We start from the raw sequence: 19085 nt of genomic DNA, 5'->3' as shown, positions 1-19085 counted from the left end.
GGTGGCTACGGCGCGCGCACGCTCGCGCGTGGTGACGATGGCGCCCGCGTTGCCGTCGGCCGGGTGGGTCTGGCCGCCAAAGGTCACGGTGCCGCCTTCCTTCACGGGCTTGAGCTTGGCCAGACCCTCGGCGGTGGTCGGGAAGATGCCTTCGTCGGTGCTCAGCGTGCCGGTCTGCTTGCGGAACTTGGAGTCCGTCACCGGCACGTCGGCCATGTAGCGCTTCTGGAACGCGCGGTCGTTGGCAAGCGCCTCCTGGTACTGGTGGTAGCGGTGCAGCTTGAGGGCGTGCTGCTCTTCGGTGGTGATGCCGTAGCGCGCAGCCACGTTCTCACCGGTCTGCAGCATGGGGTTCTTGGCGTAGGGATCGTGGCCCATGTTGTCGGGCACCCAGTGCTCGGTGATGCCGTAGCCGCCGGTGCCGCTCGAATCCGGGTAGTACACCACCGGGCCGTTGGACTGGCGGTCGGCCATCACCAGCAGCGCGCTGGTGGCCGTGCCGCAGGCCACCTCTTGCGCGGCCATCTGCAGCGCGCGCACGCTGGTGGCGCAGGCCTGCTGCACCGTGGGGCCCGCCACGCGGTCGATGCCCATCAGGCCCGTGACCCAGGGCAGGCCGTAGAAGCTGCCCTTTTGCGGGTTGGTGATGCCGAGGATGGCCAGGTCCACAGCCGAGAGGTCGTAGCCGCGCGCGGTGAGCGCCTGCTTGCCCACGGCGGCCGCCAGCGGCAGCGCGTTGAGGTTAGCCAGCGAGCCTTGCCACTTGGCAAAGGGGGACGACCAGTAGATACCGTAGGGGATGAAGGCGTTCATGGCAGGTCCTTGGCGCGTCGCGCTGCATTTTAGTTATTTATCATAACCAAATCACGTTGCTGAAGAGCTAGGGAAACCACCTAGCAAAGAACGCCTCGGCGGCCTTGTTTTAGTTATTTTCAATAACCATAATTTCCTCAACTCACTCACACCACCATGACCAAGACTTCCGACCTCTCCCTAGAAATCCGCGGCGAACGCGAGGAAATCGCGGTCATCCGCCTTACCCGCCCCGCCAAGCGCAACGCGCTGAACGACGGCCTGATCCTTGCGCTGCGCAACGTGATGGACAACCTGCCCGCCACCGTGGGCGCGGCGGTGATCGATGGCGAGGGCGACCATTTCTGCTCAGGCCTGGACCTGTCGGAACTCAAGGAGCGCGATGCCGGCCAGGGCCTGCACCACTCGCGCATGTGGCATGCCGCGCTCGACCGCGTGCAGTTCGGCCCAGTACCCGTGGTGGCCGCGCTGCACGGCGCGGTGGTGGGCGGCGGGCTGGAGCTGGCCAGCGCCTGCCACATCCGTGTGGCGGACGAGACCACCTTCTATGCGCTGCCCGAAGGCTCGCGCGGCATCTTTGTGGGCGGCGGCGGTGCGGTGCGCATTCCGCGCCTGATCGGCACGGCCCGCATGACCGACATGATGATGACCGGCCGTGTCTACAACGCGGTGGACGGCGAGAAGGTGGGCTTTGCGCAATACCTCGTGCCCACCGGCACGGCATTCGACAAGGCCTTCGAGCTGGCGCAGCGCATCGCACAGAACGCGCCGCTGACCAACTACGCCCTGATGCATGCCCTGCCCCGCATTGCCGAGCAGCCCGCCGACCAGGGCCTGATGGCCGAGGCCATGATGGCCGCCATCGCCCAGAGCGCGCCCGAGGCCAAGGCCCGCGTGCGCGCCTTCCTGGATGGCAAGGCCAACAAGGTCAAGAAACAAGACTGAGCCGCCGAACTCCTTCATCGTTCACGCGCCAGCACCAGCCCCGAGACAAGCTCCATGACGGCAAACCTCCCACCCCCCCGCTACCGGCCGCTGCGCTTTGGCGTGACCCAGGTCACCACCCGCCCGGGCGACAACGGCACGCTCTACGTGCGCGCCACGCAAGACCTGGAGCCCCATCCCGTGCGGCTGACCGACCGCCTCGCGCACTGGGCCGAGGCCACGCCCGACCGCACCTGGATGGCCCAGCGCGTGAAGAACGCCGATGGCAGCCTGGGCGACTGGCGCCACATCAGCTACCGCGATGCGTGGGACAGCGCGCGCCGCATCGCCCAGGCGCTGCTGGACCGCAACCTGAGCCCCGACCGCCCCGTGGTCATGCTCAGCGAGAACGACCTGGAGCACGCCCTGCTGTCGCTGGGCTGCTTGGTGGCCGGCGTGCCGCAATGCACGGTGTCGGCTGCCTACTCCACCGTGAGCAAGGACTACGACAAGCTGCGCCACGCCATCAACACCCTCACGCCCGGCCTGGTGTTTGCCAGCAGCGGCGAGCGCTATGCCGCCGCCATCAACGCCACGGTGGGCGCCGACGTAGAGGTGGCGCTGATCGAGGGCACGCTGCCCGGCCGCAGCACCACGCCCTTCAGCGCGCTGCAGGCCACCGAGGCCACGCCCGCCGTGGATGCAGCGCACGCGGCCATCACGCGCGAGACCATTGCCAAGTTCATGTTCACCTCGGGCTCCACCAAGGCACCCAAGGCCGTGATCATCACGCACGGCATGTGGACGGCCAACCTGCAGCAGATGAACCAGTCCATGCCCGTGCTGGCCGAGGGCCACCTAGTGCTGGTGGACTGGCTTCCGTGGAACCACACCTTCGGTGGCAACCACAACTTCGGCATCATCATCTACAACGGCGGCACGCTCTACATCGACGAGGGCCGCCCCACGCCCGCCGGCATGGCCGAGACCATCCGCAACCTGCGCGAGATCGCACCCACGGTGTACTTCAACGTGCCCACGGGTTTCGAGGTGATCGCGCACACCATGAAGACCGACGAGCGGCTGCGCAAGAACCTGCTCAGCCGCGTGAAGATGTTCTTCTTTGCCGCCGCCGCGCTGTCGCAGCCCATCTGGGATGCGCTGTTCGAAGTGGCCGAGCAGGAAGTGGGCGAGCGCATCGTGATGAACACGGGCCTGGGCATGACCGAAGGCTGCCCCTTCTGCATCGCCGTGAACAGCCCCAACGTGCAGGCCGGCGACATCGGCGTGCCCACGCCCGGGCTGGAGCTGAAGCTGGTGCCCGTGGATGGCAAGGTCGAAGTGCGCTACCGCGGCCCCAACATCACGCAGGGCTACTGGCGCAATGCAGAGGCCACGCGCGAGGCGTTTGATGAAGAAGGCTTCTACTGCTCGGGCGACGCGGTGAAGTGGATCGACGAGAACGACCTGAACAAGGGCCTGAAATTCGACGGCCGCATTGCCGAGGACTTCAAGCTCAGCACCGGCACCTTCGTCAGCGTGGGCCCCATGCGCGCCAAGATCATCGCCGCCTGCGCGCCCTATGTGCAGGACGCGGTCATCACCGGCATCAACCTCAAGGAAGTGGGCGCGCTGCTGATCCCGACGCCGCACGTGCGCACACTGGCGGGCCTGCCCGCCGACGCGAGCCTGCAGCAGGTGCTGGAGAGCGCCCCGGTGCAGCAGCATTTTCAGAAAGTGCTCAACCAGCTCGCCGCCCAGGCCACCGGCAGCGCCACCCGCGTGGCCCGCATGCACCTGATGGCCGCGCCGCCCTCGCTGGACAAGGGCGAGATCACCGACAAGGGCTCCATCAACCAGCGCGCCGTGCTCAAGCACCGCGCCAACCTGGTGGAAGCCATGCACGAGGGCAAGCTGCCATTCACCCTCGTGCCCCAGCAATGAAGTGAACTGACGCGAACTGAACCGAACGACTACCCAAGGACAAGCACATGCAGATTCAAGGACAAGCCGCCCTCGTCACCGGCGGCGCATCGGGCCTCGGTGAAGCCACCGCGCGCGCACTGGCTGCCCAGGGTGCCAAGGTGGCGGTGCTGGACCGCAACGCCGAACTGGCCGAAAAGGTTGCCAGCGAAATCGGTGGCGTGGCCTGCCCCTGCGACATCACCGACCCCGCCAGCGTGCAGGCCGCCATCGACAAGGCCGCCGCCGCCCACGGCCCCGCGCGCATCCTGATGAACGTGGCCGGCATCGGCAGCGCCAAGCGAGTGGTGCAGCGCGACGGCAGCGCCGCGCCACTGGAAGACTTCGTGCGCGTGGTCAACATCAACCTGATCGGCACCTACAACGTGAGCCGCCTGTTTGCCGCCGCCTGCAGCAAGCTCGACGTGCTGGACAACGGCGAGCGCGGCGTGATGCTGTTCACCGCCTCCGTCGCCGCGTTTGACGGCCAGGTGGGCCAGCAGGCCTACAGCGCCTCCAAGGCGGGCCTGGCCGGCATGACGCTGCCCATGGCGCGCGACCTGGCGCAGCACGCCATCCGTGTGTGCACCGTGGCGCCCGGCCTGTTCGCCACCCCGCTGATGAAGGAGCTGCCCGAGGCGGTGCAGCAGTCGCTGGCCGCCAGCATTCCCTTCCCCCCGCGCCTGGGCAAGCCCGAGGAATTCGCCGAGCTGGCCTGCCACATCGTGACCAACGGACACCTGAACGGCGAAGTCATTCGCCTGGACGGCGCCCTGCGCATGGCGCCACGCTGAACCGCGTTTTTTCCCGCCCCCGTCATCGAACCACTAAACCTCAGGAGACAACCATGACGACCACTCGACGCCAATTTGTACAAGCCCTCGGCTCGGCCGCCGCGCTCGGGGCCCTTCACCCACTGTCTGCGTTCGCGCAGGCGCTGGACCAGGTCAAGATCATGTACGGCTTTCCGGCCGGCAGCGCGGGCGACAGCGTGGCCCGCCGCGTGGCCGAGAAGCTGGGCGGCACGGCCTACAGCAAGAACCCCGGCTTTGTGGAAAACAAGCCCGGCGCGGGCGGCCGCATCGCGGTGGAGACGCTCAAGAGCTCGCCCGCCGATGGCTCGGTGCTGACGCTGGCGCCCGTGTCGGCCCTGGCCGTGTACCCGCACATCTACCCCAAGCTCAGCTACAAGCCCGATGACGTGCAGCCCGTCTCGATCGGCGCGATCATGCACCACGGCCTGGCCGTGGGGCCTGCCGTGCCCGCCGAAGTGAAGACGCTGGCGGACTTTCTGAAGTGGGCCAAGGCCAACCCCGACAAGGCCATGTACGGCACGCCGGGCGCGGGCTCCATGCCCCACCTGCTGGGTGCGCTCTTGGGCATCCGCGCGGGCGTGGAACTCAAGCAAGTGCCCTACCGCGGCACCGTGCCCAGCATCACCGACCTGGTGGGCGGCCAGATCGCCTCGGCCGTCAACCCCAGCGGCGACTACCTGCAGTACATGAAGACCGGCCGCGTGCGCGTGCTGGCCACCTCGGGCAAGAAGCGCTCGCCCTACCTGCCGGACGTGCCGACCTTCACCGAGCTGGGCTTCCCCGATGTGACGTCGGAGGAATGGTTCGGCTTCTACGCCCCCGCCAAGATCGCGCCCGCCACGCTGGCCAATGCCAATGCAGCCATCACTGCCGCACTCAAGGACAAGTCTGTCGTTGATGCCCTGGGCGTCGTCGGCCTGATCGCCCACGGCAGCACGCCGCAAGAAATGCTGGCCGACCAGAAGGCCGAGTTCGAGCGCTGGGGTCCGCTGGTCAAGCAGATCGGGTTCACCGCAGAAAGCTAGAGAACACCCCCTGAGGCGCTGCGCGCCTTCCCCCCGCTCTCGCATCGCTGCGCGATGCGGGCAGGGGGACGCAGCCAGCGCGGCGGGGCGGCCCTTGCGCGGCTGCCGCGCATTGGGGCGCGCCGGTTTCGGCGGATGGGGGCCTCCTCAAACCGCTCGGGCTGAGCCTGTCGAAGGCAGGGCACGCGCCAGTGCACTCCTTCCCGACAAGCCCACGCCAAACGGCTTAGTTCAGAAATTTCAAGCCAAAACAGGCTCCAGCGCTTATCCAACAAGCGCCGCCAGCTACCAAAACAAGAGCATCAAACCATGCCAGCACGCCAGTCCCTCGCCGACATCCAGTTCCTGATGAACGACGTGCTGCACGCCCCCGCGCAGTGGCAGGCACTGGCGCCGTTGGCGGACACCGATGCCGACCTGGCCGCGCAGGTGCTGGACGAAGCCGCCAAGTTTGTGGACACCGCCGTGGCCCCGCTGCAGCGCACGGGCGACGAGGTGGGTTGCCGCTTCGACGCAGGCCGGGTGCACACGCCGCCCGGCTTCCGCGACGCTTATCAAGCCTTTTGGCAGGGCGGTTGGCCCGCGCTGGCTTGCGCGCCGGAAGATGGCGGCCAGGGCCTGCCGGCGGTGCTCGAATGCGTGCTGTACGAATGGCTGGCGGGCGCCAACCACGGCTGGACCATGGCGCCCGGCCTGCTGCACGGCGCGTACGAATGCATCAAGCACCACGCCAGCGACGCGCTGAAAGCGCAGTACCTGGAGAAGGTCGCCACCGGCGAATGGCTGGCCACCATGTGCCTGACCGAAGCCCACGCGGGCAGCGACCTGGGCCTGGTGCGCACGCGCGGTGTGCCGCAGCCGGACGGCAGCGCGCGGGTGAATGGCAGCAAGATTTTTATCTCCGGCGGCGAGCACGACCTGACGGACAACATCGTGCACCTGGTGCTGGCGCGGCTACCCGATGCACCAGCGGGCCCCAAGGGCCTGTCGCTCTTCCTCGTGCCCAAGATGCTTCAGGACGGCACCCGCAATGCGGTCGTTTGCGAACGCATCGAGGAAAAGATGGGCCTGCACGGCAGCCCCACCTGCGTGATGCGCTTTGACGACGCCACCGGCTGGCTGGTAGGCGAGCCGAACAAAGGCCTCGCCGCCATGTTCGTGATGATGAACGCCGCACGCCTGCATGTGGGCCTGCAAGGCATCGGCCTGCTGGAGGCCGCGTGGCAAAAGGCCAGCGCCTACGCGGCCGAGCGCCGCCAGATGCGCGCCCCCGGCGCCACCGAGCCCGTGAGCCTCATCCACGACCACCCCGCCATCCGCCGCATCCTGCACACGCAGCGCGCGTGGATAGACGGCGGGCGCGTACTGGCGTACCACACCGCGCTGCAACTGGACATCGCCAAGCACAGCACCCACGCGGGCGAGCGCGCCGCCGCGCAGCGCTGGTGCGCGCTGGTCACGCCCGTGCTCAAGGCTGCGCTCACCGACCAGGGCTTTCACGGCGCCAGCGCCTGCCTGCAGGTGTTGGGCGGCCACGGCTACGTGAGCGAATGGGGCATCGAGCAGATCGTGCGCGACGCGCGCGTGGCCATGATTTACGAGGGCACCAACGAAATCCAGGCCATCGACCTGCTGGTGCGCAAGGTGCTGGCCGATGGCGGGCAGGGACTGGCGACGCTGCTGACCACGCTGCCCGGCGCGGCGCCCAGCCCCGCCGCCAGCGCACGCCGCCATGCGCTGGTGGAGATCACGCAGACCCTGGCCATTGCCGCACAGACTGACTCCGAGCTGCCCTACTGGGTGGCCGACGACTACCTGCGCGCGGTGGCGCTGGTGCTGCTGGAGTGGGCGTGGCAGCGCATTGCCACCGCCAGCAACACGCCGCGCTGGCAAGAGCCTGCCCAGGCCTTCGCGCAGTGGGTGCTGCCCGAGTTCGGCATGCGCGCGGCCATGCTGCGCCAGCGCATTGCCCAGGCGTTAGAAATCAAAGCCAAATCGACCTCTAGCGCTTGATGGACAAGCGCCAATAGCTACCAATTCAATAGCGCATAAGTTTTTGCCGATCTCCCTCCCTCAGCGTGTTGAGGCCGCGCTGCAGGGTTCCTTGCGCCTCTGACAAAGGAGACAACACCGTGAACGACAAAAGAAAAGCGAGAACGCGCACCAACCCTTTGGCCCTGACCGCGCTGTCGGCATTGCCGATTGCGCTGCTGGCCGGCTGCGGCGGTTCGTCCGAACCCGCACTGCCCCAGCTCGCGGCCGCCACGCCGGCCACGCTGCAGACCTGCGGCGAGCTGGCCAACCGCATCAACTTCCCCAACACCACCATCACCGCCGCCAACGCCGTTGCGGCAGGCACATTGACGGTGGCGGGCAAGCCTGTGCGCGCGCACTGCCAGGTCACCGGCAAGATGTTCCAACGCGTGAGCCTGGTGGACGGCAAGAACTACGCCATCGGCTTTGAAATGCGCCTGCCCAACGACTGGAACGGCCGCTTCTTCTACCAGGGCAATGGCGGCATCGACGGCAGCGTGGTGACCGCCACAGGCGCCGTCAACGGCGGCGGCGGGCTGAACAACGCGCTCAACATGGGCTTTGCGGTCATCAGCTCCGACGCAGGCCACGAAGGCTCTATGGGCCCCAATTTCGGCATCGACCCGCAGGCGCGCCTGGACTACGGCTACCAGGCCGTGGCCAAACTCACCCCCATGGCCAAGAGCGCCCTCCAGACCGCGTACGGCAAGGGCCCCGACCGTTCGTACTTTGGCGGCTGCTCCAACGGCGGGCGCCACACCATGGTGGCCGCATCCCGCTTTGCCGATCAGTACGACGGCTACCTGGTGGGCAACCCCGGCTTCAACCTGCCCAAGGCGGCCATCGCCAGCATTGCCAGCGGCAAGATTTACGCGTCGCTGGCCAGCACGCCGGGCGACCTGTCCACCGGCTTTACCACGGCCGAGCGTGCCCTGGTGTCCAACGCCGTGCTGGCCAAGTGCGACGCGCTGGACGGCAGCACTGACGGCCTGGTGCAAGACACCGGCGCCTGCCAGGCCGCCTTCAACCTCGACCGCGACGTGCCCACCTGCACCGGCGGCCGCGACGGCACCTGCCTGTCGGCAGAGCAGAAGACCGGCATCGCCAATATCTTCAGCGGGCCCACCACCAGCACGGGCAGCAAGATCTACACAAGCTTTCCGTACGACGCAGGGCTGGCAGGCGGGGGCTATGGGTTCTGGGAGTTCACCGCCCCGCTGGTGCTGGACTCTGGCGGCGTGGGCCTGATCTGGTCGGTGCCGCCCGAAGACGCCGCCACCTTCAACGGCCCCGCGTTTGCGCTGACTGGCAACGTGGACACCATGGTCGCCCGCGTCAACGCCACCAGCGCCGTGTACACCGAAAGCGCCATGTCGTTCATGACACCGCCGAACCCCAGCAACCTGTCGGCCATGAAGAACCGCGGCGCCAAGATGATGGTCTACCACGGCACCAGTGACCCCATCTTCTCCAGCGACGACACCACCGCCTGGTACGACAGCGTGCGCGCCGCCAACAACGGCGACGCCAGCAACTTTGCGCGCTTCTACCGCGTGCCCGGCATGAACCACTGCTCCGGCGGCCCCGCCACCGACCAGTTCGACATGCTGACCCCGCTGGTGAACTGGGTAGAAAAGGGCGAGGCGCCCGACACCGTACTGGCCAGCGCGCGCGGCGCAGGCAATGCGGGCGGCGTTAACGCCGACGTGCCCGCCAGCTGGTCCGCCAACCGCACCCGCCCGCTGTGCCCCTACCCCAAGGTGGCGCGCTACAACGGCACGGGGGATGTGGAGAGCGCTAGCAGTTTCAGCTGCAAGTGATCAGTTCAGTGCTTGAAAAGCGGGAAGCCCGGCGCAAGCCGGGCTCCCTTTTTTCTTTTCCTCTTTTACGCCTTGGCGCGAGGCTTCATGCGAAAGCTGACGCCCATGCGGTTGATCGCATTCATCGTGGCAATCGTGAGCGTCAGATCCACCAGGTCCTTCTCGCCAAACACGGCCAACGCGGCCGCATAGGCTTCATCGGACGCGTGCGTTTCGCTCACGCGCGTCACCTCCTCGGCCCAGGCCAGCGCGGCACGCTCCTGCTCGGAGAACAGATACGCCGCCTCATGCCACACAGGAACGAGCACCACCTTCTCCACCGACATGCCTTCGGCCAACAGGTCGCGCGTGTGGATGTCAATGCAGTGCGCGCATCCGTTGATTTGCGACACGCGCAGGAAGACCAGGTGCGTCAGCAAGCTGGGCAGGCCTGTGCCTTGGGTGACAAAGTGGTGAAGCGTCCCGACGGCCTTGGCACCCTCGGGCGATACGTTGAACCAGACAGCGCGATTCATACAGCAGTTCCTCTACGTTTAATGTTGGGCGGAGGGGTATATCGACCTCCTGCTCACAAGACGTGTGAAGTGAGGGTGCTGTGACAGTGCTGGGGAAAAGGCTGCGGACCTTTTCGTGGTCGCCTGAGAAGAACACGGCAAGGCACCAGACAACTGATGGCGAAGACACGCGGTGCAGGCGCCAATGTGGTCAACAACGAGCCGCCCGCCAGCTCGGCCGCTGTGTGCACCCGAAGCTGGCGGGCGACGTGGAGAGTGCGAGCAGTTTTCGCTGCAAGTGATTGGGCATTGAAAGTGGGAAACCCGGCTGGTGCCCGCGTTGTGTCTAGACGATTGAGCGAATAGAAGCGCTGACTCGTCGGCACTGCAGGCACTGCAATTTCCAGACTTCACGGCCCGGGCTACACACTATCTTGAAGCGAATCGCGCAGATTCATTGCCAGCTGTGGGGCGACGGCTGTAGTTTCACGAAAAGCACGTGTACTTGCCTTGTATGCGATCACCGTCGTAATCACACTGAAGCCCCCCCGCCAATCCCAATAGCCAACTCTATGCTAGTCAGGATCCAGAATCCTGCGCTTCTTTTTTTGGACGTCCAGTTGTTCTTGATTAGCCTAAAAGCCAATCTCTATTCTGCTTCTGGGGCAGATCTTGAGCTCGACTTGACCACTTTCAGTGGCACCGCCTTTGGCTTCGCCCTAGTTTTGACTGGTGGCGGCACAAGGTGCATCTGCCTTGCACTCTCTGGCAGCTCGAGGTCTTGGATGCGCCTGCCTTCCATCCCGATCCTCAAGGCGTTGTTCCGCACGTTCTTATCGTTGCTGATGATCAGCGTCGCACCCAAAGACTTGCCCGTGGCTACGAGCTGACGATCAACTTTGATCTTTTGCCAATGCTCTTCCGACTCGTCCTTCTTGTCACCTGCACCCTTGGCTGCGCGGTCAATCTGAGCAAGTTCATATGCCGCGGCTCGATTGAAATCGGCCATTAATATGCAGGCCTTCCTATCGAGCGTGTTCAAAAATTCGATCCCGGCCAAGTCTGCGCCTACGAGAAATTCTGCGACTGCAACCATCGGGAAGACGATCTTCGACTTTGCTTTCTCTGCGCTTTCAATGAAGTTTTCGATGCGGGCTCGGTCATCCGCTGGCGTTGTAGCCGTGCAGTACGCAACGATGAAGTTGGCGTCGACGACAATGACCTTGGGCAAAGGCTTCAATGGATCCCCCGTATGTTTTCCCACTCGGCGATAGGATCCTTCATCTCTGTCCACCCGTTGTCGGGTATACGAGCAGCTGCAGCTAGCACCTCACCGAGCGGGGCGTCGTCCAGAGGCTCGAAGCTGAGGACTTGGCACTTGGAAGCTTCCGGAGCCCACCCATTGTCGTTGCGCAGCCAAGCGCCACGCACTCGGAGGCGGATGGTGCCGGCGCGGAAGTGCTTTAGGATCTCGCGCGCCATTGCGTCATCGCGCACGATGAGGCGGAGGTCGCGGTCGAAGTTGTCGCGGACGTAAAGGTGCATCGAATCGTCAGCGCCCACGAGCCCGGTAACCCATCCGTCGACCGTGGCTTCTTGGTAGAGCCGCTCATTAGACGCGGCAGGCTCAGGCTTAATGCCAAAAATCGTGTGAATAACGCATCCGTCTTGATCGAGGATCTGAGCCTCCCTGATCGAGTCCTTGCCCATCAGTGTTTCGATGGCGCGGAGGTGCCGACCAGGCCTGCTGGCCTCATCATTTTTTGCTTGTGTAATCCGTGCGCGGCTCATGTGAACTCGCTCAACAGGCACGGCAGCCAAACAACCGATGCTGGCATTCTTGATGCCCTTAAATACCGGCTTGTTCTCTTCGCCTAACAGCCCAGCGAATTCCTGAAGGTACTCGCCCAGGTGCGCCAGGGGCACTCGATCAGGATTCCGATCTAGTAAGCGGAGCATGAAGCTGAATTTCCGGGCGGCCATGGGTCGATGGTATCCGTTTCACCTAGGAGCCCCTGACGGCCCCCAATGACAGTACAAATTCGGGAACGCTAAGCGTACGACTGCAACCAGCCTCAAGCGGCAGGTCCACAGCGCTGACGTTTCGCAAAGTCATAGCCAACACGGAGCTGAACTCCGGAGTTCAGGTGGTTTGCATTTGGTTGGGCTGATGCAACCAAGACCTTGCCAGCAATCAGCGCCTACTTCGACACGCCAGGCGTGCGTTCAGTTGGAAGTGGCGATCTGCTGGCCTCGTCCTTCGCCTTCTTCCCTTGGTCGTAATGCCACTTGATGGCGAAGAACATGCCGGTGCCGAACACGAGCACCTTGAAGGTGATAAAGACTATCGGGACCCAATCCATTTTTTTGGCTTTCCTAGTTGCTGATGGGCACCCACTACCGTCAAGTGCACTGCCTCAAAACGCTGCGTCAGCAGCTTCATCGTCGGATCGCGCATCGACACCATTGGGCCAATGATCTGAAAACTTGGGCTCGATGCTATCGGGCCTGCTGCGCGTGCGTAAGCATCAGTTCTGCCTAAATTTTCCGTAGCAGATGGAGATGGAAATCGCTGTGCAAGGCGGCTGCCCGGGGATCAGCGTACCAAGTCGAGCATGTCCTTGATGACCACATGCCGAATGGCCCTCAGCAGGTGCGCTTCGGCACCGCGCGTGGCCGCAGACGCCTTGCCCATCTGCGGCCAGTTGTCGTGCTCGGATTCCATGGCCTGGGCCACGCTGTCGGCGGCGTTGGCGAGCTTGCCCACCATGGCATTCACCTCCCGCTCTGCGGTTTTTTTGCCCAGCTTGAGGGCGATGCCTGTTTCGATCAGCCTGGCGCGGGTCACGCCACTGAAGAAATGAGCCCCCACGATGGGCATGGCCAGCTTTTCGTCAGGCCACACAGCCTGCTCGTTGGCCATGGATTTGGTGTGGTACACGGCAGTGCACAGCAGGTCGTAGAAGGGCGCAACGCGCGTGCCCTCGTCGTCGATCAGGAACGAAATGTTTTTGAGATGGCAGTCGGAGTTGCCAACGAGCGTGTTGAACAAGATCCAACGAAACACGTCCAGGCGCGCAGCTGCCCTGTTGCGGCACAGCTCAATCAACTGCAGCAGCTTGTCGAAGGTGGCGCTGCGGTATTTTGCGTAGGCCATTTCGTTGAGAGACTGGCAGCCATCGAGGGCGTGAACACGCTGTACGTCCGCGCCGGGCGCTGTTGTCTTGCGGTCAAAGCGCTCAATGATGTAGACCGGCTCGGGGACGTACAGGCGCCACACCTTTGGCACCTTGAGCCCCAGGGCGCCTGCCAGGCGCATCGTGAAAAGCTCGTTCACCACGGAATGGGGGAATCCATCAGCGGTGGAGTTGGGCTTGAGGATGTGGGTGGATGGGCTGCCTTTCAGCGGCTCCATCAGTTGGCCTGTGCCCGGGTCAAAAACCACCACCATCTTGTGCTGCGCCCCGGCCAGCGACATGCGCTTGGGCGCCTGGTGGGTGAGGGACGCCCGGGGCAAATTGCGGATGCGTGCAGACAACGCCTCTCGCGTCAGCTCTGCTGCCCCCTGGGGCGCATCCGGTGCACCGGGCGGCTGCAGCACCAGGGCACCTGCCGATTCCGACCCCAGCCGCTGCAGCAAGCCGAATGCATCTGCAGCCTCAACACCCTCTTCTTTGCCAATGACCTCGCGCAGACGCTCTTCGGGCAACAGGTTGTCGAAAAACCATTGAACAGGCCGCAGTGTGGCGCCGTCCAGCAAAAGCTCGGGGCCGAGGGGCAGCGCCGGAGACAGCGCGAAGGGCTTGGGCTGCTGCAGCCAGCTCTCGGCGTACTGAAATCCCCAAACGTTGTTTTGATCGAACAGCGAGCCGACCAGCTGACCGTTGATCTGGACTTGCAACTGCCGCTGGCTCATGGGTTGCCGCCCTCGTCTTGGCTTTTGCGCTTGGTTGTGGCCCGCCTCGGCGCTTGCGACTGCGCGGGCTGCTGCTCCACAGTGGCCTCTTTGGCGGCGAGTCGTGCGGCGTCGCTTTGCAATCTCTCAAAGGCTTCGTCCGGGATCTCGAGTTCCATGTGAATCCCCAGTTCGGCCAGCACTTGCAGCGCACGACCCATTTGCGCTGTCTCTTTGCCGTGCTCCAGGTCGCGCAAGTAAACGTGGCTGACACCCACGCTGCCCGCCACGTCGTCTTGGCGCACACCGCCGGCCTTGCGGACGGCGCGTACCACTTGGCCAAAGGCCGCAACGCTTTGAATGGGAATTTTTTTCATAAATCGAAGCTTTGGTTTCGATTTTACGGCGTGGATGGGCGACAAGGCAAGAAAACGAAAAGATCGTTGAGATTTCAAGGTGCTGCCCCGACGCACAGCAGAAATCGCAATGACCGCTTCTATTTCAGAGCAGGCCTCCACCGGTCGCCCGGCGAGGACGGTGCGCCCGTTAATGGCCCGCCCACGCAAAAAAGGCTTGCAAGGGTGATTCCCCATGCAAGCATTTACCTGGTTGCTGTGCCTTCTCTATGAGGCGCCCAATCGCGCCGTCACCTCAGCAAGCAGCGCACCCATATGCGCTACCGCATGCTCAGAACGGCAACCCCACATAGTTCTCCGCCAGCGACCCCAGCGCCTTCTCTGACGAGAACAGGTACGCCAGGTCCGTGTCCTGTAGCTTCTGGTCGTAGGCCAGCGACTCGGGGAAGGTGTGCAGCATGGTCGTCATCCACCACGAGAAGCGCTGGGCCTTCCAGACGCGGGCCAGGGCCTTCTCGGAGTATTTGTCGAGGCCGGTGCTGTCGCCATCTTTGTAGTGGGCGACCATGGCGTGGTACAGGTAGTAGATGTCCGACGCGGCGCTGTTCAGGCCCCGTGCGCCGGTGGGCGGCACGATGTGGGCGGCGTCGCCGGCCAGGAACAGGTTGCCGTAGCGCATGGGCTCTGCCACGAACGAGCGCAACGGGGCGATGGACTTTTCGATGGAGGGGCCGGTGATGAGTTGGGCGGCCACCTCGGCAGGCAGGCGGCGCTTCAGCTCGGCCCAGAAGGCTTCGTCGGACCAGTCTTCCACCGTGTCGGTCAGCGGCACCTGGATGTAGTAGCGGCTCAGCACCTGCGAGCGCAGCGAGCACAGCGCAAAGCCGCGCTCGTGTTTGGCGTAGATCAGCTCGGGCGAGACGGGCTTGGTGCGCGAGAGCACGCCCAGCCAGCCGAAGGGGTAGACCTTTTCATACTCCTTGAGCACGTCGCGCGGGATGGACTTGCGGCTCACGCCGTGGAAGCCGTCGGCGCCGATGACGAAGTCGCAGTCGATGCGCACCACCTCGTCGCCACTGCGGTAGGTCACATACGGGTTGGCGCTTTTGAGGTCGTGCGGCTGCACGTCTTCGGCGTTGTGGATGACGACGCCCTTCATACGGTCGCGCGCTTCGTACAGGTCGCGCGTGAGCTCGGTCTGGCCGTAGACGACCACCGAGCTGCCGCCGCTGTACTTGTGCAAATCGACCCGGTCCATCTTGCCGTCGTGGGCGATCATGAAGCCGTCGTGGATCTCGCCTTCGCGGTCCATGCGCTCGCCGCACTGGGCCTCGCGCATCAGCGCGGCAAAGCCGTGCTCCAGCACGCCGGCGCGAATGCGGCCCAGCACGTATTCGCGGCTTTGGCGCTCCAGCACGACGGTTTCAATGCCCTTGAGGTGCAAGAGCTGCGAGAGCATGAGGCCCGAAGGGCCCCCGCCGATGATGCAAACCTGGGTTTTCATGGATGTCTCCTTGCGTGTGGGGTGGTTCATGACCTTGATCAAACTGGCCTGGCAAAGATACGTGGCACAGTCGCCGCGTTGAATGGGCAAATTGATCCAGAACATGCACTTTTCGAACATCGAGGGCATCCAGTCGTACAGCCTGTTTGGCGAGTCGCAGCACCTGCCCGATGTGCTGCATTGCGAGACGATTGCCGCGCGCTCGGTGCTGCACGACTGGGAGCTGGCACCCCACCGGCACACGCGGCTGCACCAGGTGCTGCTGGTGCAGTCGGGCGGCGGCGTGGCGCACCTGGACGGTGAGCAGCACGCGCTGTTCCCCGGCGCGCTGATCAACGTGCCGGCGGGGCATGTGCATGCGTTTCGCTTCACGCAGCACACGCAGGGCTGGGTGGCCACGCTGGCCGATGAGCTGATGGACGAGATCCTGGTGCGGGTGGGCGATGTGCAGCGCGACCTGGCGCGGCCTGCCGTGGCACCCGCCACGCCGGAGCTTGCGCAGGCCATGGCCCAGGTGTGGGCCGAGTTCTCGGGCCGCGACAAGGCGCGCGCGCTGGTGCTGCGGGGGCTGAGCGCGACGCTGCTGGGATGGGTGGCGCGGGCGATGGACCTGCACCACCGCCCGGCCGAAGCGCCCGCTGCCGAGTCCAGCCTGGTGCAGCGGCTGGAGGCGCTGATCGAGGCGCACTTTCTGGAGCACTGGCAGGTGGCCGACTACGCACGGGCGCTGGCCGTGTCGCCCACGCACCTGAGTCGCGTGGCGCGGGCTGCCACGGGCGTGTCGGCCCAGCGGCTGATTGAGGCGCGCCTGATGCGCGAGGCGCGGCGCAACCTGGCCTACACGCACCTGGGCGTGGCCACGATTGCGTACACGCTGGGCTATGCGGACCCGGCGTATTTCACGCGGGCGTTCACCCGCGATGCGGGGGTGTCGCCACGCAGCTTCAGGGCGCAGGTGGCGGCGCGCGCTTCGGCACCGAAGGCCTCTTGAGGCCACACATCTCGCAGCGCCACAGCGCGTTGCAGCCCACCGCCAACGCCCTGCCAGCCTGCTGACACGCCGCTGTCAGCAGCCCCCGCAGACCATAGCGGCTCTTTGTTTTTAACCCCGAGGAGCCTTGCATGAAAAACGCCATCACCTGGTTTGAAATCCCCACCACGCAGCTGGACCGCGCCCAGGCCTTTTACGAAGCCGTGCTGGGCCAGCCCATGCACCGCGAGGCCATGGGCCCGAGCGAAGGCGCCGTGTTTGCCTACGATGGCGCGGCGGACGGTGTGGGCGGCGCGCTGCTGATGGGCCCGACGGCGCCGCGGGTATCGGACAGCGGCACACTGGTGTATCTGGACGCGTCGCCCTCACTGGACGCTGCGCTGGAGCGCGCCGTGGCCGAGGGCGACCGCGTGGCCCTGCCCCGCCAGGCGCTGCCGCCGGGTTTGGGATTCTTTGCGCACATCCATGACCTGGACGGCAACCGTGTGGGCTTGCACGCCCTTAACTGATCACCGATATCGACACCAAAAGGAGACCCACAATGGAAGCACAGGAATTGCACCGCGGACGGCTGATTGACCACATTCAACTGGTGGTGCGCGACCTGACCGCCAGCCGCACGTTCTACGCGGCCGTGTTTGACGCGCTGGACGTGCCGATGGGCGGCACGGCCGAGGACTACTTCTGGGCAGACGAGCTGTTCGTCTCTACCGCAGACAGCGTGGCCGCGCAGGGGCACCTGACAGGGCGACACCACCTGGCCTTTCAGGCACAGGACCGGGCGATGGTGGACGCTTTCTACCAGGCCGCATTGGCCCACGGCGGCAAGGACAACGGCGCGCCGGGCGAGCGGCCCTACCACCCCGGCTACTACGCTGCGTTTGTGCTGGACCCGGATGGCAACAACATCGAGGCGGTGTACCACGGCGAGGCGCAGCGCAGTGCGCCTTCGGTAAAGGTCACCTTTTAAACCGACCGGCTCGCGTACCGCCTGCGCGGTGCAGCGCCGGGCCGCCTTCAGCAGACGGCCATGAGCGTGTCGACCACCCTGCGCTGGGCCGCGCTGAGCGCGTGGTAGCCCTCGCGCAGCATGCGCAAAAGAATGGCGTTGATTTCCCTGTCGGCGTGGGGCATGGTGTTCTCCTCGAAGCATGCGTTCGTTGCGTCGCAGCACCAAGCCGCTGCGGAGCCGGGCGCGGCGCATGCCTGCCGCCGCCCGGGCCTGCCCCCAACCAGCGGCGGCCAGGCCGGTTGCCACTGTGCCCACCTGGCATGGACGCAGTGATGCGATGAATGGGGTAATGGCCCGCCATTCCTTTGGTGCGGTCGCAGCGCAGCCACCGTGGCAGGGTATTTATTCACTACCATTTTGATAGCTGCCAGCGCTTACCCATCAAGCGCTAGAGCCTAAAAACACCAAAACTTCAAGGATGCGCAGGCGCCGCACGCACGCGTGCCAGCGCCTCGGGCACATCGCGCCACGCCGGGCGGCCGGGGGCGTAGCGCTGGCGCATGTAGCCCGCCAGCTCGGTGATCTGCGCGTCGCTGAGCGCGTGGCCGAAGCCGGGCATGAAGCCGATGTCCCGCGTGGCGGGCTCGCGGATGCCGTGCACGATGACCTGCAGCAGGTTGTCGGGCCGGTCGCTGTGCAGGTTGCTGTTGAGTGCCAGGGGCACGTTCACGCCCAGGAGCTTGGGCCCGTCGCCATCGTGGTGGCAGGCGGCGCAGGCACCGTCGAACAGGCGCCGGGCCTGGCCGGGCTGCGGGGCCAGCGCGGCGGCCTGGGCCACTGCGGCTTGGGCGCGTTGCTGAGGGTCAGACACAGGCTGTGTGGCTGGCTGGATAGCGGCTTCCGCAGTGGTGAACGAGGCTAGGTAGCTTGCCATGGCGCGGATGTCGTCGTCGGGCAAGTGGGCCAGCTCGCGCACCACGGGCGCCATGGGGCCGGAGGCGCTGCCGTGCTGCGGGCTGTAGCCGTGGCGCAGGTAGCCATACAGCGCATCGGCCGTCCAGGGCACGGGCGCTTTCGACAGGCCGGTGAGCGCAGGCGCCTCCCAGCCATCGACCATGGCGCCCGAGAGGAACGCAGCACCGCCCTGCTCCGCGCCCAGCGCATTGCGCGGCGTGTGGCAGGCGCCGCAGTGGCCCACGCCCTGCACCAGGTAGGCGCCCCGGTTCCATTCGGGTGGGCGGGTCGGGTCGGGCTTGAACGGCGTGGCGTCGTGGAACAGCGCGTTCCAGCCCGCCATCAGGGGGCGCACGCTGAAGGGGAAGGCCAGCGCGGTTTGGGGCACCTCGGCCCGCACGGCGGGCTGCGCCATCAGATAGGCGTACAGCGCGGTCAGGTCGTCGTCGCTCATCTTGGCGAACGAGGTGTAGGGGAACGCGGGGTACAGGTGTTTGCCGTCGCGCGAGATGCCTTCGCGCATGGCGCGCTGGAAGGCGCTGAAGG

General features: G+C 65.4%; 17 protein-coding genes and 1 pseudogene. 9 read left to right on the top strand and 9 right to left on the bottom strand.

Features of this window, described 5'->3' with window-relative positions:
* Window positions 1-84: 84 nt before the first annotated feature.
* Window positions 85-813 (bottom strand): annotated as a pseudogene (locus ACK4HJ_RS20700) (thiolase family protein); the annotation flags it as partial.
* Between the two features lie 156 nt (window positions 814-969).
* Here ACK4HJ_RS20700 and ACK4HJ_RS20695 point away from each other — a divergent pair.
* The 6 genes from ACK4HJ_RS20695 (at window position 970) to ACK4HJ_RS20670 (ending at window position 9393) form a co-directional block, all read left to right on the top strand.
* Window positions 970-1758 (top strand): crotonase/enoyl-CoA hydratase family protein, encoded by a 789-nt coding sequence (locus ACK4HJ_RS20695; protein WP_409835067.1) that lies wholly within the window; start codon window positions 970-972, stop codon window positions 1756-1758.
* Between the two features lie 54 nt (window positions 1759-1812).
* Window positions 1813-3681, top strand: a complete 1869-nt coding sequence (locus tag ACK4HJ_RS20690; RefSeq protein WP_409835065.1) for a feruloyl-CoA synthase — start codon at window positions 1813-1815, stop codon at window positions 3679-3681.
* A 47-nt stretch (window positions 3682-3728) separates the two neighbouring features.
* Window positions 3729-4493: an SDR family NAD(P)-dependent oxidoreductase gene (locus ACK4HJ_RS20685; RefSeq protein WP_409835063.1), complete on the top strand. Its 765-nt coding sequence runs from the start codon at window positions 3729-3731 to the stop codon at window positions 4491-4493.
* A 53-nt stretch (window positions 4494-4546) separates the two neighbouring features.
* On the top strand, window positions 4547-5539 hold the full coding sequence (locus tag ACK4HJ_RS20680) for a tripartite tricarboxylate transporter substrate-binding protein (RefSeq protein WP_409835061.1): 993 nt from the start codon (window positions 4547-4549) through the stop codon (window positions 5537-5539).
* Window positions 5540-5848: 309 nt separating this feature from the next.
* The gene (locus tag ACK4HJ_RS20675) at window positions 5849-7552 is read left to right on the top strand and encodes an acyl-CoA dehydrogenase family protein (RefSeq protein WP_409835059.1); all 1704 of its coding nucleotides are present in this window, start codon (window positions 5849-5851) and stop codon (window positions 7550-7552) included.
* Between the two features lie 119 nt (window positions 7553-7671).
* Window positions 7672-9393, top strand: coding sequence for a tannase/feruloyl esterase family alpha/beta hydrolase (locus tag ACK4HJ_RS20670; protein ID WP_409835057.1), 1722 nt, complete (start codon window positions 7672-7674; stop codon window positions 9391-9393).
* A gap of 65 nt (window positions 9394-9458) precedes the next feature.
* On the opposite strand, the gene ACK4HJ_RS20665 is transcribed toward ACK4HJ_RS20670, so the two are convergent.
* The 7 genes from ACK4HJ_RS20665 to pobA form a co-directional block, all read right to left on the bottom strand.
* Window positions 9459-9908, bottom strand: a complete 450-nt coding sequence (locus ACK4HJ_RS20665) for a carboxymuconolactone decarboxylase family protein (RefSeq protein ID WP_343736622.1) — start codon at window positions 9906-9908, stop codon at window positions 9459-9461.
* A 628-nt stretch (window positions 9909-10536) separates the two neighbouring features.
* A complete protein-coding gene (locus ACK4HJ_RS20660) occupies window positions 10537-11118 on the bottom strand; it encodes a PIN domain-containing protein (protein WP_409835055.1) in 582 nt (193 codons plus the stop codon).
* A 5-nt stretch (window positions 11119-11123) separates the two neighbouring features.
* A complete protein-coding gene (locus ACK4HJ_RS20655; RefSeq protein ID WP_409835054.1) occupies window positions 11124-11870 on the bottom strand; it encodes a hypothetical protein in 747 nt (248 codons plus the stop codon).
* 218 nt (window positions 11871-12088) lie between these two features.
* A complete protein-coding gene (locus ACK4HJ_RS20650) occupies window positions 12089-12250 on the bottom strand; it encodes a hypothetical protein (protein ID WP_409835052.1) in 162 nt (53 codons plus the stop codon).
* Window positions 12251-12483: 233 nt separating this feature from the next.
* The gene (locus ACK4HJ_RS20645; protein WP_409835050.1) at window positions 12484-13803 is read right to left on the bottom strand and encodes a HipA domain-containing protein; all 1320 of its coding nucleotides are present in this window, start codon (window positions 13801-13803) and stop codon (window positions 12484-12486) included.
* Entirely contained in the window at window positions 13800-14375 is a 576-nt protein-coding gene (locus ACK4HJ_RS20640) for a helix-turn-helix domain-containing protein (RefSeq protein ID WP_409835048.1), read from the bottom strand. Before ACK4HJ_RS20640 ends, ACK4HJ_RS20645 begins: the two co-directional genes overlap by 4 nt.
* A 94-nt stretch (window positions 14376-14469) precedes the next feature.
* A complete protein-coding gene (gene pobA / locus ACK4HJ_RS20635) occupies window positions 14470-15642 on the bottom strand; it encodes a 4-hydroxybenzoate 3-monooxygenase (protein ID WP_409835046.1) in 1173 nt (390 codons plus the stop codon).
* A gap of 103 nt (window positions 15643-15745) precedes the next feature.
* Between pobA and ACK4HJ_RS20630 the strand changes: the two genes are divergently transcribed.
* The 3 genes from ACK4HJ_RS20630 (at window position 15746) to ACK4HJ_RS20620 (ending at window position 17603) form a co-directional block, all read left to right on the top strand.
* Window positions 15746-16633, top strand: coding sequence for a helix-turn-helix domain-containing protein (locus tag ACK4HJ_RS20630; protein WP_409835044.1), 888 nt, complete (start codon window positions 15746-15748; stop codon window positions 16631-16633).
* A 131-nt stretch (window positions 16634-16764) separates the two neighbouring features.
* A complete protein-coding gene (locus tag ACK4HJ_RS20625) occupies window positions 16765-17142 on the top strand; it encodes a VOC family protein (RefSeq protein WP_409835042.1) in 378 nt (125 codons plus the stop codon).
* 32 nt (window positions 17143-17174) lie between these two features.
* Window positions 17175-17603 (top strand): VOC family protein, encoded by a 429-nt coding sequence (locus ACK4HJ_RS20620; protein WP_409835041.1) that lies wholly within the window; start codon window positions 17175-17177, stop codon window positions 17601-17603.
* 454 nt (window positions 17604-18057) lie between these two features.
* Here the strand turns inward: ACK4HJ_RS20620 and ACK4HJ_RS20615 are convergent.
* On the bottom strand, window positions 18058-19085 hold a 1028-nt coding region (locus tag ACK4HJ_RS20615), incomplete at its 5' end, for a c-type cytochrome (protein WP_409835039.1).

The organism is Acidovorax sp. (genome assembly GCF_046294525.1).
In the GTDB taxonomy this organism is placed as follows: domain Bacteria; phylum Pseudomonadota; class Gammaproteobacteria; order Burkholderiales; family Burkholderiaceae_C; genus Acidovorax.
This window is presented reverse-complemented; position numbering and strand designations above follow the sequence as displayed.

Bases quoted from the DNA above. Each gene is read 5' to 3' on its own strand.
- ACK4HJ_RS20695 (WP_409835067.1), top strand. From the start codon at position 970: ATGACCAAGACTTCCGACCTCTCCCTAGAAATCCGCGGCGAACGCGAG.
- ACK4HJ_RS20685 (WP_409835063.1), top strand. From the start codon at position 3,729: ATGCAGATTCAAGGACAAGCCGCCCTCGTCACCGGCGGCGCATCGGGC.
- ACK4HJ_RS20630 (WP_409835044.1), top strand. From the start codon at position 15,746: ATGCACTTTTCGAACATCGAGGGCATCCAGTCGTACAGCCTGTTTGGC.
- ACK4HJ_RS20650 (WP_409835052.1), bottom strand. From the start codon at position 12,250: ATGGATTGGGTCCCGATAGTCTTTATCACCTTCAAGGTGCTCGTGTTC.
- pobA (WP_409835046.1), bottom strand. From the start codon at position 15,642: ATGAAAACCCAGGTTTGCATCATCGGCGGGGGCCCTTCGGGCCTCATG.
- ACK4HJ_RS20645 (WP_409835050.1), bottom strand. From the start codon at position 13,803: ATGAGCCAGCGGCAGTTGCAAGTCCAGATCAACGGTCAGCTGGTCGGC.
- ACK4HJ_RS20665 (WP_343736622.1), bottom strand. From the start codon at position 9,908: ATGAATCGCGCTGTCTGGTTCAACGTATCGCCCGAGGGTGCCAAGGCC.
- ACK4HJ_RS20675 (WP_409835059.1), top strand. From the start codon at position 5,849: ATGCCAGCACGCCAGTCCCTCGCCGACATCCAGTTCCTGATGAACGAC.
- ACK4HJ_RS20625 (WP_409835042.1), top strand. From the start codon at position 16,765: ATGAAAAACGCCATCACCTGGTTTGAAATCCCCACCACGCAGCTGGAC.
- ACK4HJ_RS20620 (WP_409835041.1), top strand. From the start codon at position 17,175: ATGGAAGCACAGGAATTGCACCGCGGACGGCTGATTGACCACATTCAA.
- ACK4HJ_RS20690 (WP_409835065.1), top strand. From the start codon at position 1,813: ATGACGGCAAACCTCCCACCCCCCCGCTACCGGCCGCTGCGCTTTGGC.
- ACK4HJ_RS20655 (WP_409835054.1), bottom strand. From the start codon at position 11,870: ATGGCCGCCCGGAAATTCAGCTTCATGCTCCGCTTACTAGATCGGAAT.
- ACK4HJ_RS20640 (WP_409835048.1), bottom strand. From the start codon at position 14,375: ATGGGGAATCACCCTTGCAAGCCTTTTTTGCGTGGGCGGGCCATTAAC.
- ACK4HJ_RS20680 (WP_409835061.1), top strand. From the start codon at position 4,547: ATGACGACCACTCGACGCCAATTTGTACAAGCCCTCGGCTCGGCCGCC.